Annotated in this window: 11 protein-coding genes; 1 reads left to right on the top strand and 10 read right to left on the bottom strand. The window is 49.9% G+C overall.

Annotated features, from left to right (window positions below):
- Window positions 1-235: 235 nt before the first annotated feature.
- The 9 genes from FJQ58_RS13380 to FJQ58_RS13340 form a co-directional block, all read right to left on the bottom strand.
- Window positions 236-856 carry a hypothetical protein gene (locus tag FJQ58_RS13380; protein ID WP_139994165.1) on the bottom strand — a complete coding sequence of 207 codons (621 nt, stop codon included), beginning with the start codon at window positions 854-856 and terminating at the stop codon, window positions 236-238.
- 194 nt (window positions 857-1,050) lie between these two features.
- Window positions 1,051-1,896: a carbohydrate ABC transporter permease gene (locus FJQ58_RS13375; RefSeq protein ID WP_139994163.1), complete on the bottom strand. Its 846-nt coding sequence runs from the start codon at window positions 1,894-1,896 to the stop codon at window positions 1,051-1,053.
- Window positions 1,897-1,909: 13 nt separating this feature from the next.
- Window positions 1,910-2,812 carry a carbohydrate ABC transporter permease gene (locus FJQ58_RS13370; RefSeq protein WP_139994161.1) on the bottom strand — a complete coding sequence of 301 codons (903 nt, stop codon included), beginning with the start codon at window positions 2,810-2,812 and terminating at the stop codon, window positions 1,910-1,912.
- An 89-nt stretch (window positions 2,813-2,901) separates the two neighbouring features.
- Complete coding sequence (locus FJQ58_RS13365) at window positions 2,902-4,269, bottom strand: ABC transporter substrate-binding protein (protein WP_202915264.1); 1,368 nt, start codon at window positions 4,267-4,269, stop codon at window positions 2,902-2,904.
- 165 nt (window positions 4,270-4,434) lie between these two features.
- Window positions 4,435-5,748 (bottom strand): extracellular solute-binding protein, encoded by a 1,314-nt coding sequence (locus tag FJQ58_RS13360; protein ID WP_139994159.1) that lies wholly within the window; start codon window positions 5,746-5,748, stop codon window positions 4,435-4,437.
- 29 nt (window positions 5,749-5,777) lie between these two features.
- Entirely contained in the window at window positions 5,778-6,764 is a 987-nt protein-coding gene (locus FJQ58_RS13355; RefSeq protein ID WP_139994157.1) for a substrate-binding domain-containing protein, read from the bottom strand.
- 13 nt (window positions 6,765-6,777) lie between these two features.
- Window positions 6,778-8,562 carry a cache domain-containing sensor histidine kinase gene (locus FJQ58_RS13350; protein ID WP_139994155.1) on the bottom strand — a complete coding sequence of 595 codons (1,785 nt, stop codon included), beginning with the start codon at window positions 8,560-8,562 and terminating at the stop codon, window positions 6,778-6,780.
- A 1-nt stretch (window position 8,563) separates the two neighbouring features.
- The gene (locus FJQ58_RS13345) at window positions 8,564-10,189 is read right to left on the bottom strand and encodes a response regulator transcription factor (protein WP_139994153.1); all 1,626 of its coding nucleotides are present in this window, start codon (window positions 10,187-10,189) and stop codon (window positions 8,564-8,566) included.
- 177 nt (window positions 10,190-10,366) lie between these two features.
- Window positions 10,367-10,735, bottom strand: coding sequence for an ArsR/SmtB family transcription factor (locus FJQ58_RS13340; protein ID WP_139994151.1), 369 nt, complete (start codon window positions 10,733-10,735; stop codon window positions 10,367-10,369).
- Window positions 10,736-10,947: 212 nt separating this feature from the next.
- On the opposite strand from FJQ58_RS13340, the gene FJQ58_RS13335 reads away from it, so the two are divergent.
- The gene (locus FJQ58_RS13335) at window positions 10,948-13,098 is read left to right on the top strand and encodes a heavy metal translocating P-type ATPase (RefSeq protein ID WP_139994149.1); all 2,151 of its coding nucleotides are present in this window, start codon (window positions 10,948-10,950) and stop codon (window positions 13,096-13,098) included.
- Between the two features lie 65 nt (window positions 13,099-13,163).
- On the opposite strand, the gene FJQ58_RS13330 is transcribed toward FJQ58_RS13335, so the two are convergent.
- Window positions 13,164-14,693, bottom strand: a complete 1,530-nt coding sequence (locus FJQ58_RS13330; protein ID WP_139994147.1) for an extracellular solute-binding protein — start codon at window positions 14,691-14,693, stop codon at window positions 13,164-13,166.
- Between the last annotated feature and the right edge of the window lie 21 nt (window positions 14,694-14,714).

Genomic DNA, 14,714 nt, shown 5'->3' with positions numbered 1-14,714 from the left:
GTTTTTGTCCATAAAATTCAGATTTTGATTAGTTATTAATAAATGGTCATCCATGCTTTTTTCTATGTTAGTGTTGATGCAACGCTAGTGGAAAAATTCCCACTATTTCATATTCGCAGCGAAAAACGCTATTTTAGCGGGAGAAATTCCAGCTAAATTGAATCCAGCCCGCCTAACCAATAAATAAACCGCAACCTGCATGCGCGCAGGATAATACGCACAATCCCGCTCCGCTTTATTTCGCAAACCTCAAGATAGCGATCGCCGCCCGTTCCTTGCGCTCTAAGTCCTTGCTTTTCATGGCTTTCTTCAAAATCTCCAATGCTTCCGCAATCGTTTCGTCATCCACATGCCTCATTCGGCTGGCTTCATGCCCTTCGTGAGCAGGCTTAGCCGTCCATTTCTCCAGCAGTTCCTGGCTCACCGGCCGGTCAAGCCTTGCCAAGTTGGCCTGTCCTCCTGCCAATGGCTGCAGCTCCGCATGCAATTCCGCCTTCAGCATTCGCTTTAACCAGGTGACGCCCCGTCGATGACTGTAGATATCCTCTGCTTGGCCAGCGCTTTCCACATAGTAGTAGTCGCCCAAATCGCCCAGATGTACATATTCGCCATCAGCAACCAGTAGATAATCCCCATCCTGCATCGCATAAACAAACAAACCAATCTCTGTCAGACGGTCAAGCAGTGCTTGCCCTTGTTCCAAGCACGTGTGAACGGCAAGCTCCTGCCATTCCTCCCTGCCGACATGCTCAAGATCGCCGATTCCCGGCCAATCGAATCCTATGTAATTGTCTTTCAAGAATATCGGCATCGGTAGAACTCCGTCACGTTCGGGCTGCATATAAAATAAGTTCATGTGAGGCTCCTCCGTCCGGTAGCAGGGTAAGCGAACAACCCTAATGAGCTCCGCTTGTCCGCTCCATTTTCTTCATTATAATGACCCGCAGCGAAGGAAAGCAAATAGGCAGCCATGCAAAAAAGAGCAGCCGATCCTCTCTGAGGCTTGGCTGCTCACGCGCGGAATTGCTGAATTTTGTTCTCGTTTGTCCCTTATTTCACCGCACCAGCCGTAATCCCACTGGCGATCTGCCGCTGGAAGATGATATAGATAATCAGCACCGGAACAATCGTAATCAAGAGCGCCGCGAACAATGGGCCCCACTCCGTGCGGTACTGCATCTCTGCCTGCATGACGCCGATTTCCACCGGCAGCGTGTATTGGTCGGGATCGTTAATGAGAATCGTCCCTACGATGTATTCGTTCCAAATGTTCAGGATGTTAACGATGCCAATCGTTATCAAGCCTGGCTGCGACAAAGGCAGCATCACCCGGAAGAACGTCCCGTAATACGAGGCACCGTCTACGATGGCGGCTTCCTCCAGCTCCTTTGGCAGCGATTTGAAAAACCCGACAAGCACGAATATGCCGAAGGCCAGCAAGCTCGACGTATACACAAAGATTAAGCCCAGCTTCGTATTGATTAAGCCCATCGAATTCATTAAGAAAAACAGCGGAATGAGCGCAAGTACAAAAGGCACCATCATCGATGAAATATAAAGCAGAAACAACGCATTGCTGCCTCTGAACTTGTACCTTGCCAGCACATAAGCGGTTGTCGCCGACAGCAGCAGCGCTAGTACGGTCGATCCGATCGTAATGACAAGCGAATTCACGAAATACGTGCTGAAATTATATTTGCTCCACACATAGGAGAAATTGCTCCAGAGCAGCGGCAGCTCAGGCAAGGACCAAGGCGCATTCATAAAAAACTGTTCGTTGTTTTTGAGCGAATCGAATAGCGTCCACAAAAGCGGATACAGAACCGATATGCCCCATAACACCAAAATAACAGATACGACCAGCTTGGCGACCGGATGTTTTAGCTGTATGTTCATCGTTGTATCCCCCTTAGCTCATCTCGACCGTATCATGGCGCATCAACCGCTGCAGCACGATGGTCGTAATGAGTGACAATACCAAAATAATAAAACCTATAGCCGCGCCATAGCCGAAATGATATTGCCGGAACGCCATCTGATACAAATAAGAGCCCATCACCTGGGTACTGTTGTCCGGTCCGCCCTCGGTCATGATCCAGACGATTACGAAGGAGCCGTTCAGCGTCGTCATCATAATGTTCAAAATAGACACTTTGATTTGCTCCCAGGTGAGCGGTACCGTAATGCTCCAGAACTGCTTCCACTGCCCCGCGCCCTCGATGCTGGCCGCCTCATAATACGACTCAGGAATGCTCTGAATAGCCGCGATGAGCAAAATCATATAAAAGCCGATCCCCGCCCAAATGGCCGGCGGAAGAAGCATCCATATCGTATGGCCGGGAAAGCCCAGCCAAGTAATCGTCACCTGTTCCTTCGTAAACAACGATAAAAAACCGTTCAGAAAGCCGATTTGCGGATTATATATGAAATTCCACAATACGCCGATAACAACGACGGAAATAACATTCGGTATGAAAAAAATCGAGCGAAAAAACCCGGCCAGCCTAAAGCCGAAGCGAGTCAGCGCCACCGCGAAAAAGGTTGCCAGCAGCATAATGCCGACGATTTTTCCCGCGACAAGGAAATAATCATTGCCGATCGCTCTCCAAATGATCGGATCATGGAACATTTCTACGAAATTATCGAAGCCGACGAATGTTTTCTTGTCCGACATGCCGGACCAATCAAAGAAGGAATAATACAGGCCTTGCGCGACCGGATAAATCGTAAATACGCCAAAAAACAGCAGCGTAGGAACGATGAATGATGCGATAAATAGATTTCTCTGCCATTTGACTGTCCCTGAGTTCATGCTCCCCATCCCCCCGAGTAAACTCACAGGAGGCGGCCGCGGCGTTTATTTGCCTCGGCCGCCCCTGCTCTGCATCTGTTAAAGGTTATTTATTTGCTCGCTTTTTTGACAGCGTCCGTTACCCGTTTCACCCATTCCTCCGGCGTAATCGTGCTGATGGTCAACGCATCCGTTGCGTCCATCATCGCCTTATCCACGTCCGCGTTGTACGTAATGGTCGGAATAACGATCGTATTCGGATCCGTCAAATATTTGGCGGCGTCCTTCACGAAGCTTGGCGCGTTCGAAGCGCTAATGTCGCCTTTAATGTTGGATGGCGCGCCGCTTAGCTCAGCCCATTGCGAAGCTTGAGCTTTGGAGAAAATAAATTGCAGGAACGCCTTGGCCGCTTCTTTGTTCTTGCCGTTCTTGGCAATCGCTACTGTAGACGTCGAGGTGTTCGCCACCACTTTGCCGCCCGCTTCCTGCGTAACGGAAGGAATGAAGCCAAAGTCGAAGCCGGCAGGAATATCCTTGGCCATCTCGTTAGGAAGCCACAAGCCGTTAGGAATGAATGCATCTTTATTTTGCAGGAACAGCATTTGGGAATCGGTATGATTGATTTGGATGGAAGCCTTGTCGATAAAGCCTTTGTCGCGCAGCTCTACAATTTTGTTCAGCGCCGCAAGCACCGCAGGGCTTTCGAACGCTTCCACTTTATTCGCCGCCATGTCTTGCAGAATCGTATAATCGTTGTTGTTCGCCGACACGATTGCAGGATACAGAATCGAACCGTTGATATAATACGGGTATTTACCTGTATGAATGAAAGGCGTAATGCCGTCCGCTTTGATTTTGTCGCTCACGGCAAGGAAGGATGCGAAGTCCGTTGGCTCGCTCCAGCCTTTTTCCTTAAAGAGCGCTTTGTTCCAAAATACGCCCCATGAGTTCAAGACGAGCGGAATATTGTACACTTTGCCATCAAATTGCTGAGCGGGTTGCGCGAGGATATCGGTAATGAGGTCGCCGTCAACGTTTTTGGCATCCTTCAGCCAGTCCGTCAAATCTTCCAGCTGGCCATCCTCTACCATCTGGCGGTCATTCAGAACCGGTCCGTCGATGTATACGAAGTCAGGAGGATTGCCGCCGATCCAGCGGGGCCGGTTTTGGTCATTGATTTTGGGACCGGATGATTCTTTAATTTTCAGGTCGGGATTCGCAGCTTGGAAATCAGCGATAACCTTCTTCCACCATTTGTCGCCATAGCCGCCAACGAAGTATTGGATCTCGAAGTCTCCGGTCAGCTTAGCCGGTTCATTGCCGGCATCCGGCGTTTTAGTTTCCTCAGCGGCAGGCGCCGCATTGGTAGGCTTATTCGTTGCCTCGCTGTTGGTGTTGCCCGATCCGCATCCTGCTAACGACACGGCAGCCAATATAACGGCAATTCCGAGCGCTGCAAACTTTTTCTTCATCATCATGAAAGCAAACCCTCCCAAAAAATAATGTGTTTACGCTGCCATTTACGAGCTCTTAACAAAGCTCAAATGCGTAATTTCATCATAGTTTGGGAGGGCTCTGAACTCTATTGAATATCTTCCATATATTCTTGATTATTTTCTTTTCCTTGCCATCGCTATAGCGATTTACTCAGCTTCCGTCTGTTTTTTCGCTGCATTGATCTGACTTTGCTTGCTTTCGGCGAAATGCTGCAGCTCGTCGAGTGCCTCTTTTGGACTCATATGCTCATACAGAATAGCGTCACCCATCTTGCGCGCGTAATCCAGCACGGCTTGCCAGGAGGGTTCCCTTACCGGGTAAAACTTTGCTTGGCGGAGCGCTTCCAGGTCTTTCTTCATTTCCTCGTCCTGCTCGGATAAGCGGGTGCCTACCGTCATCGTAGCGGGCAGAAAACCTTCGCGTTTGATCATTTCCTCGTATTCCCGGTCATCGTATAAAAAGTCAAGAAACTTCGACAACGCTTCTTGATTGGTGTGATCGGTCTTAAATGAAACAAGCACGTCATGCACGCCAAAGCTGATTGGCGGCTGCCCATCCTTCACAGGCATCGGCCCTTTGCCCCACTGAAGTGAGGGGTACTCCTTCGGAACCACGGTCGAGAAATAGTTGCCGGAGATCATCATCGCAAGCTGCCCTCCGCCCATAATGCGCTGCTTCTCATCGCGCGTCGTCACGGTAGGCTCTGGATCGGTCAAGCCTTTATCGAACAGCTCCTTCAGGAAGCTGACTCCCTCGACATTGCCCGGTGAATTGATTTGCCATTTTCCATCCTTCATCCACCCTCCGCCCGAGCCATAGAAGACATAGGACAAAGAAGCATGCGTTTCATTATCCGTCAGGTCCACGCCGACCCCTTCCGCCACGCCTAACGCTTTGATTTTTTGGGCAGCCCGCGCAAGCTCAGACCAGGTTGAAGGAGGGGCGGCAATGCCCGCTTTCTGAAAGAGCTCCTTGTTATAATAAAGATTTCTTGTAGTCGCCACGTACGGTATCGCATACTGGATGCCATCCATTTGATCCATTTCGACTAAATTCGGATAAAGCTTGCTCGCCAGCTCAGGCGACATAATGTCGGTCATATTGTTGAGCAAGCCATCCTTGGCATAGTGGGCATACACATTCGTATTCAGCAGATCCGGGGGCTGATTCTTGCTAATCATCGAGGTATAGACGCCATCTAGAATATCCCAGTTGGCCACCTGCAGCTCAACATCAATCAGCGGGTTCCTTCTGCCAAATTCCTTCACCAGCTTCTCCAGCAGTGGCTTCGTCTCCGTACTGTATTCCGCAGCCACGAAGCGGATAAGAGCTCTCTCCTCCTTTGGAGGGGCGCTGGACGAAGGGCTCGCATTCATACAGGAAGCAAGCAGAAGGGAGCCGGCCAATAGCAAGGCTACGGTCGCAAAAGGCTTATCATTACGGACTTTTTTAAGCGGCATCGTGCATCTTGTCCTTCCAAAAAAGCATTCTATTTGCTATTAATAAAGGGAAACAGCAGCTTCTGATTTTCTGTTGTGTACATATTTTCTTTCGTTATGACATTGGATTCGATATAGGTAACCGGCTCTGCTTTGCCGCCGGTCATAAGCTTCTGCGCTATTTTCACGCCAAGGTAACCCATATTGAAGGGCTTCTGCACGATGGAGGCCGTCATCGTTCCTGACTCCAGCAACTGAACCTCGTCGCTGGTGCTATCGAAACCAATCAGCTTGATCTCCATCGCTTTATTCAGCTCTTTGAGCACAGCGGCAGCCCCTTGCGATGCCGGCTCGTTCAAAGCAATAATGGCATTGATGGGCTCCCCCCTTCGCAGCAGCTCCATAACGATCGCATAAGCACGATCCTCGGCGTTGTCTGCGTAGTAGGTTCCAACTACGCTCTCTGGGTAACCAGCGAGGGCATGCCGCAGCCCCTTCAGCCGTTCTTCTGAAACGGCAGACGACTCTTCATCGCCGATGACTGCGATCAAGGGGTGACCCTCCGTAGCTTCAATAGCCGCTTCTCCAGCGAGGCGCCCTGCTTTCCCATGATTGGTGGTCACGATGGCGGGAGCCGACGCCGCGTCAGGCGAGTCATTGATAATGACCAGCTGGATGCCTGCTTCGCGAGCCTTAGCGAACGCTTCCGGCATCCGCTTGTCCGCAATAGGGGCAATCACAATCGCCTGCGGTTTTCGCTCGATCGCTTCCTCGAGCAGCCGCAGCTGCCCTTCCGCATCGTCCTCGGAGAGCGGCCCGTCCACACTCAAACGGATGCCCATCTCCTTGGCTGCCGCTTCGGCGCCTTGACTGACCGCTTGCCAGAAATCCAACCGTACGTTCAAGGTTTTCAGGATGACCGTCACATTTCTCTCCTCCTGATGCGCGCCTGAAAATAATCTAAAATTAAATAAAGTATAGATGCCGACAGCGGCAATAATCAGGACAAGCCAGAAGGTTAATCGATGCTTGCGCACAAGTCTGCACCCCTTAAGCGAGTTTGGGTATTACGATGGTTATGCATGTGCCTTCCTCGATTTCACTACGGATTTGAATGCCATATTCATGGCCGAAATACAGCTTGATCCGCTCGTTGACATTTCGAATGCCAATTCCCTGATTTCGCCCGTCTTCCTCATAGTTGATCAGAAGCCGCGAGGCCTGCTCCGGCGTCATCCCTAGCCCGTTATCTTCCACTTCGAAACGAATATGCTCCCCCGATTGTCTTCCACGGATCGTAATCAGCCCATCCTCCATGCCGTACATGCTGCGAATGCCATGATAAATCGCATTTTCCACAAACGGCTGCAGCAATATCTTTAAGGTCTTGAAGCCTAAGATGCCCTCATCGATATCAAGGACGTAGTTCAGCTCCTCGTTGTAGCGCATTTTCTGAATGAGCAAATAATTGGTGATATGTTCGACTTCCACGCGAATCGGCACCAGCTCTTGGTCCTTCGTAATGCTGGCGCGAAACAGCTTAGCTAACGCGGAAGTCATCAGTACGACCTCCTCATGCTGCTTCTGCTCGGCCATCCAGACAATGGAGTCCAGCGTATTGTACAAAAAATGCGGATTGATCTGCGATTGAAGCAGCAGCAGCTCGCTCTTGCGCTTGTTTTCCTGATTCTGAATGGTTTCCTCCATTAAAAACTTGGTCCGACTGACCATCAGATTAAAGGAGCGGCCTAGCTGCCCGATCTCGTTCATCTGGCCAATCTCGGTTTGAATATCGAAATTCCCTTTCTCCACCTGCTTCATATCCGATTGCAGCACTTTGATCGGCTTGGATAAACGGTGAGAGAGCCCAACCGAGATAAGCAAGGAAATAGCCAGTCCGAACAACGAGTAGAATATAATCGAATTGCGCAAATCGTCCTTGCTAGCAATAAGGTCATCCGTATAGGCGACCCCGGCGATTCGCCAGCCGAAATTCGTGTCCTGCACAGAATAGATGCGTTTGCCGTCGCCCTTGTCCATAATGAAGGATTGACCGCTGGATGCTTGAAGAACTTCTGAGATGTGTTCGGTCCGCAGGTTGCTGTCAATCAGCTGCTGCTGGGGATGGTAAACGATATTTCCTTTATCGTCCACGATGAAGAGATAGCCTTTTTTACCGAGGTTGATGTTATTGCAAATATCATTGATGACGCTGAGGTTCAAATCCACGAGCAGAACGCCTTCGGCGGTTATGCCATCCGTATTTTTGAGCTCCCTGCTTAAAGATACGACCCAGCGGTATTCGTTTTCGATCAGGCTTTGCACATGGGGCGCGGATACGACGGATTGCCCGCCTGCCGCCTTCGCCATCTGGTACCATGCCTGGTCCTCCAGCTTGGTGTTCGGATTCATGGTTGTAATTCTCCGGTCGGAAACAAAACGGCCGTTGTAGCCGAATACCATAATGGAGGCGATGTCGTTGCGCGTATAGAGGATGGCTTGGAATAAATCCGAAATTCGTTTTTCGTAGATACGGCGGTTCTCTGAGCTGATAAAGCTATTGTCGGAGATATAATATTTCACATCTTTGTTGGTCAGGGCCAGCAGCGAGATATTTTCCATATTATCGACATAGGATTGTATATTGAGGTTGACCTGCTTAATGATTTCTTCAATGTAGCCCTTGGAGTTTCTCTCTACCGCAGAGACCGACACCTGGTAACTAACCAAGCTGGTCAACACGATTGCCGCTAAAATCAATAACGAGAACGCCAAAGAGATATTAGATTGAATGCTCTTTAGCGGAAATAAGGGAAAGAACCGTTCCTTGAGCATGCTAGACTCCGCTCCCCTTAATTTGTTTGTCACGGTAATCCTTAGGCGTCATGCCGGTATGCTTCTTAAAAATAATGCTGAAATAGTTCGGGTCCTTGTAGCCGACTTGCTCGGCGATCTCATACAGCTTCAGCGTTGAGTTATGAAGCAGCTCCTTCGCCTTGCCTACTCGCGTCCCCGTCAGATACTCGATAAAGGTTTCTCCCGTATGCTGCTTAAATACCAGGCTGAAATAGCTTGTGCTCATGAGCACATGGCGGCACAGGTCCTGAAGCGACATTTTCTCATTGGCATAGTTCGTATCAATGTATTTGACCGCTTGGTGAATCTGCTTGTTTGTCAGATAATTCCGGTTATCCGTAACGGTAGATATGACCGATCGCACAACTTCCTTCAGCCACAGTTCAACCTCATCCAGCGTCTTGAACTTCAGGATATCCATCAGCTTGATTTGCTCCCCAAAGGCCGGATCGATCTCATGAATGGCCAGCTCTTGGATCGAATTCATAAGCGACAGCACTACCTTCTGCATTTGGAGCAGGCAGGCTTCTGCCGGAACCATGGAGCGCTTCAGCTCGGCGACCCCCGACTCAATTAACAGGTACGCTTCTTGGATCGCGCCTGTTTTGACGGCCGCGGCAAGCTTGCGGTCCCAATCATTGCTTAGCGGCAAGACATTTGAGGATTTCCCCTCAATATCCGTAATGCTTAGCACCCTGTTTTTGCCCAGCAGGAAGCGGTAATCGAGCACGGACAACGCGCTTTTGTAGGAAGCCGGAAGCTGTTCGGCATTCGTGCAGACTCGGCCGATTCCAACAGTAACCGTGAACTTCAAATATTTCTCGATATGATAGCGTATTTCCTCTGCAAGCGAAAATACTCGCTCATACAAGAGACTCTCGTCGTTCTCTCCGTAAACGATCGCAACCATCCTCTCCTCCCGGGTTCGGAAGGCAAGCACCTGTTCACGCGCGGCTGTCTCCTGAAAGATATCGTACGCCGCAAACCGCAAAAACTCGGCATCATGTTCATACGAAGAGAACACACGGCTGCCAAAATCATCAATATCCACGACCATAACCAAATACGGCGGCGGCATGGGCGGAAGGCTGAAATAAGTTAGCCGCTCCGCGATTGCCGCTTCGCCAAGCCCTACCGCTACCAAACGCTCCAGAAAACGTTCCTTCAGCAAAGGCAAGCTTTGCTCCAGCTGGCTGTTCAGCCTGCTAAGATCCTCGCGCCGCTGCTTCTCCTCGTCCATTTCCCCTTTGATGCGATCGAGCAGCTGCCGGATTTCCTGCGCCGTAATCGGCTTGAGAATAAAATCCGATATTTTAAGCCGGATCGCCTGCTGCGCATATTCAAATTCATCAAAGCCAGTCAAAATAATCATTTTTATGTATGGATATTGCGCCGAAATAAGTCCGGCCAGCTCCAGCCCGTCCATAAACGGCATGCTAATGTCCGAGATGACCAGCTCCGGCCGGTCCAGCTCGATGGCATCCCAGGCCTCCCGGCCATTGGCATAATCGCCGATCAGCTCGAAGCCATGCTCGTGCCACTGGATCGTATTTTTTAATCCGATTCGAACTACCGCTTCATCATCGACAATAATCACTTTATACATCAAAGCCTCTCCAGTCTGTTGGAATGCGTTGATTATCATGAACACTTACACTCATTATGCATGAGAAGGATAAACCTTACAATCGGTTTACAAGCCTTGCCGTAATCGAGCATAGCATCCAAATTCTCCAAAAAAAACGAATCCCGAGTCGGAATTCGTCTTTTTGTTCATATCAGATTATCCATGCTCCAAATGCTTTAAGGTTTGCAGGAAAATTTCTTTCACATGATCATCGTCAATGGAATAAAAGACGGTCTTTCCCTCTTTGCGCCGCTTGACCATCCTCACATTGCGCAAATATCGGAGCTGATGGGACACCGCGGACTGAGCCATGCCTAATACCATACATAAATCATGGACACAAAGCTCGCTATGCAGCAAAGCATGAATCATTTTCACCCTAGTAGGATCGCCTAGCGCCTTGAACAATTCCGCCAAATCGTTAGCGGTAGGATCATGAAGCCTCGCTTCGGTCAGCTTGTCCGGATTCATTTCGGTACCCTGGCAGCTGTCTGCGCACTGCTCCTCCATCATCTGATTACTCATGCCTTCTCACCGCTTTTCTGTTCTTTTTCATCATTATATCAGAAACATTACGTTTAAAGGAGCGCGCTTACCTGCAGTTTCGCTTATCCATCTGTTCAATAGGCCCCCTCATCTTTTCCTGCCCAATTGGAGAATCTAAGTTTGACATAAAATGTGGAATCGCATATCATATGATCAAGTGTTCATGTATTGTTTTGAAAGGTGGCTTACGTATGAACGAATATCGCATCAAAGGACTCTCCTGCGGCGGCTGCGCCTTGCGGATGGAGGAAGAAATCAAGCAGCTTGAGCATGGCTCAGATGCTAAACTTAGCTATAATTCCGGTAAATTAACGGTAGATCCCCAAATTTCCATGAATGACGTGGAAAAAATATTAAAGTCCGACAATGCCTATATCGAGTCGGGAGCAGAGTCAAATACCGCTGTTGAATATCATGACCATAATCATGGACACAGCCATAGTCATGAAGGCCATGCTCACAGCCATGAAGGCAGCAACTCGAAGACGCTTAACCTACTCATTGTATCTGGCGTTATCTATGCAGCGGCCTTGCTGCTCGATGGCTTGCTCGACAAGCAAGCGGTTATTCTCCTTTATTTAACTGCCACCGTTATTAGCGGGTACACCACGTTTCTAAGGGGACTTAAAAACCTTTTCCGGCTAAAGTTTAATATTGATACGCTTATGACCATTGCCTTGGTCGGAGCAGTCGCTATAGGGGAGTGGAAGGAAGCCACGCTAGTCGCTATATTGTTTGGACTCAATGAATTGCTGGAAGGCTACGGCATGGAGAAGGCCCGTCGTTCCATGGAAACCTTATTGCAAGTTGCACCTAAGGAAGCCTTAAAGTGGGAGAACGGACAGGAGACTGTCGTACCCATCTCCACACTTCAAATCGGCGACTTTGTCAAAATAAAACCTGGCGAAAAAATCCCCTCCGACGGTACGGTATCCGAGGGCAGAAGCTCCGTCAACGAAGCAGCGATTACCGGCGAGTCTCTTCCCGTAGAGAAAGAATCCGGCGAACCCGTATTCGGCGGCAGCATCAACAACGAGGGCCTTCTCATTGTACGAATAGACAAAGCCTATAAGGATTCGTCTCTGGCTAAGATTTTGCATCTGGTTCAGGAAGCGCAGGAAACCAAAACGCCCACGGAGCTCTTTATCAATAAGTTCGCAAAATATTATACGCCGCTCATTATGATTGTTGCCGCACTTGTTATGATTATTCCTCCCCTCCTCCTCCAAGGAGACTGGAAGTCGTGGTTCTATCAAGGGTTGTCCGTATTGATTGTCGGTTGCCCTTGCGCGCTCATTCTTTCTTCTCCGATTGCCATCGTCTCAGGCATTACCCGCAACGCCCGCAACGGCGTACTCGTCAAAGGCGGCGTGTTCCTTGAGCAGCTAGGCAAGATCGACGTGCTGGCGTTTGACAAAACAGGAACGCTTACGAAGGGTGAGCCCCATGTCGCCCAAATGGAAATTTATGACGAAAAGCGATTCTTCCAAGCAGCTGGTGCCATCGAAAAATCCTCTTCCCATCCGCTAGCGAAAGCGATAATGAAAGAAGTGGAACGCCGCCGCGTAATCGCGCCTAATCCGGATGAGATCCAAACGCTAACCGGGCGGGGAATCAAGGCCAAAGTCAATGGTCATTCCTATTGGCTCGGTAATGAACAAAGTATTGCCCATATCCAAATACCGGGGCTTATTCAGAAACGGATTGATGAACTGAAGGAAGAGGGGTTAACGTTAGTTCTCGTTGCCGATGAGCAGCAGGTGCTGGGCATGTTCGGCATCGCTGATGAAATACGCGAGGAAAGCCGGTCTGTTATCGCAGACTTGCACAGGCTTGGCATCAAGAGCACCGTCATGCTGACTGGCGATCATCAGAAAACAGCAGAGAAGGTAGCTTCTGCCGTCGGCGTATCTGATTTTTATGGAGGCCTACTGCCAGAGGATAAAGTAAAGCGGATCAAGGAGCTATCCGCAAGCCATACGGTCGCCATGATCGGAGACGGTATTAACGATGCGCCTGCCCTTGCCTCCGCGCAGCTCGGCATTGCGATGGGCAAAGGAACGGACAGCGCGATCGAGACGGCGGATATCGTGCTTATGCAGGATCATTTGGGCAAGCTTCCTGAAGCGATCTCCATCGCCAAAAGAGTGAATCGGGTTATCCGCTTTAACATCATTGTCTCACTCGGTCTAAAGGTCATTGCTCTGCTGCTCACCATTCCTGGCTGGCTTACGCTGTGGATTGCCATTCTCTCCGATATGGGAGCAACGATATTCGTTACGCTTGTGAGCTTGACGATCTTAATCGAAGGGAAGAAACGGACAGGATTAAGTAGGAACTAAATATTGCCGCATGAAAGACGAAACGGTATCCTGCGAATTGCAGGATACCGTTTCGTTTCATGCATTTAGGTGCCGTTATACGCAGCGTTCAGTGCTTCAATAACCGCTTCGCCGCCAAGCTGCTTGAATTTGGCCACATATTCGTCATAAGCAGACAAAGGCAGTGCTCCTGTAATTATTTTCAGGAAATATTCGTTGCGCAGATCAATCAGCTCCTGGTTCGTCTTGTCGACCAATTCGACCGGAGGTACAAGGTTTACCACGTTTTCGTATTTCGCCGTTTTATCGACAGCCTCGAAGTAAGGCGCGAATCCCTTCTGCTCAAGTCGCTGCAAACCAAGCTCAACCGTGTCGAACATATTGTAATATACGCGGTAACGGATATTTTCCTGCTCTGGAAGCGCGGCGATCTTGCCGTCCTTCGTTTCGTAATGCGTGCCATTGATGCCAAATGAGATCATATTGATGATTTCGTCATTCGCCACACTGTTCAGGAATTGCACCGCTTCCCGGGCATGCTTGCTCGCCTTCGGAATCATAAAGTATTTGGCCGTTGTGGAGTTGCGTGAGAAACCGGCAGCTCCGTTGTCGCCAACCGGCGGCGCCATAAACACCATCTCTGCTCCCGGCTTCTTCTCCGCCAAAGCTTTGCTTATCGATGGCTCTTCGTACCAGCCTAACGTACTCATGGCCGCTTGGCCGCTAACCAGCTTTTCCTTCAAATTCTCGGATTTCGATACGATCGCTTCCGGATCGATTAGCCCTTCCGCATACAGTTTATTCGCGAAGGCCAGGAACTCCTTTGCAGCAGGCAATAGCGGCGTATACACAACCTTGCCGTCCTGCTGGACATAATCAACCGGCGGATAGAACATGCTTGCGATAGCATCCAGCGAGGTTAAGCCTTGCGCCAGGTTGGCTGCGTACGGAATGATCGACGGGTCCTTCGCCTTCAACGCCTTAAGCGCTTGATAAAATTCTTCTTGCGTCTTGATCTCGCCAACTCCGGCGGCCGCAAGCAGATCTTTCCTTGCGAGCAGCCCGTTGATCGCACTGGAGAAATTGACCGTACGGACCGCGAAAATTTGGTCGTCGAAGGAAGCCGACTTCCATTGATCCTCCGACAATGTACCTTTGATATCGGGGCCGTCGGATTCAAGCAGATCGTTCAGCGGCGTCAGCAAACCTTGCTGCACGAAGTTGCCGAAGACCGCCTTGTCATTCATGATAATCAGATCAGGCGTGTCGCCAGAGGCCATAAGCACGTTCAGCTTCTGCCTAGCCACTTCTGGGTCCTTCGGCAGCAGCTCCCATTGAATATCGTATCCGGTCCGCTCGCGGAGCTCATTAATGATGACATTGTTGTTCACATCGGTACCGGCAGGAAATTCCTCCACGTTGTTCTCACCGAGAATGCGCAGCGTCACCTTCTCCTTCGGCGCATCCGTCGCCGCCGTTGTTGGATCCGCTGTTGCGCCCGCTCCCTTGCCATTGCCAGCATTGTTTGTATTGCCGCAAGCCGCGAGCACACCTACTGCCAGCAACAGGACAAGCAGGACAATACCCGCTTTTTTTGTTTTTCTGTTCATACCCATCCAATTGACCTCCCATAATAT

The organism is Paenibacillus paridis (assembly GCF_006345825.1).
GTDB lineage: Bacteria > Bacillota > Bacilli > Paenibacillales > Paenibacillaceae > Pristimantibacillus > Pristimantibacillus paridis.
Note: the sequence above shows the minus strand (reverse complement) of the source record. Positions and strands in the feature narration are given on the sequence as shown.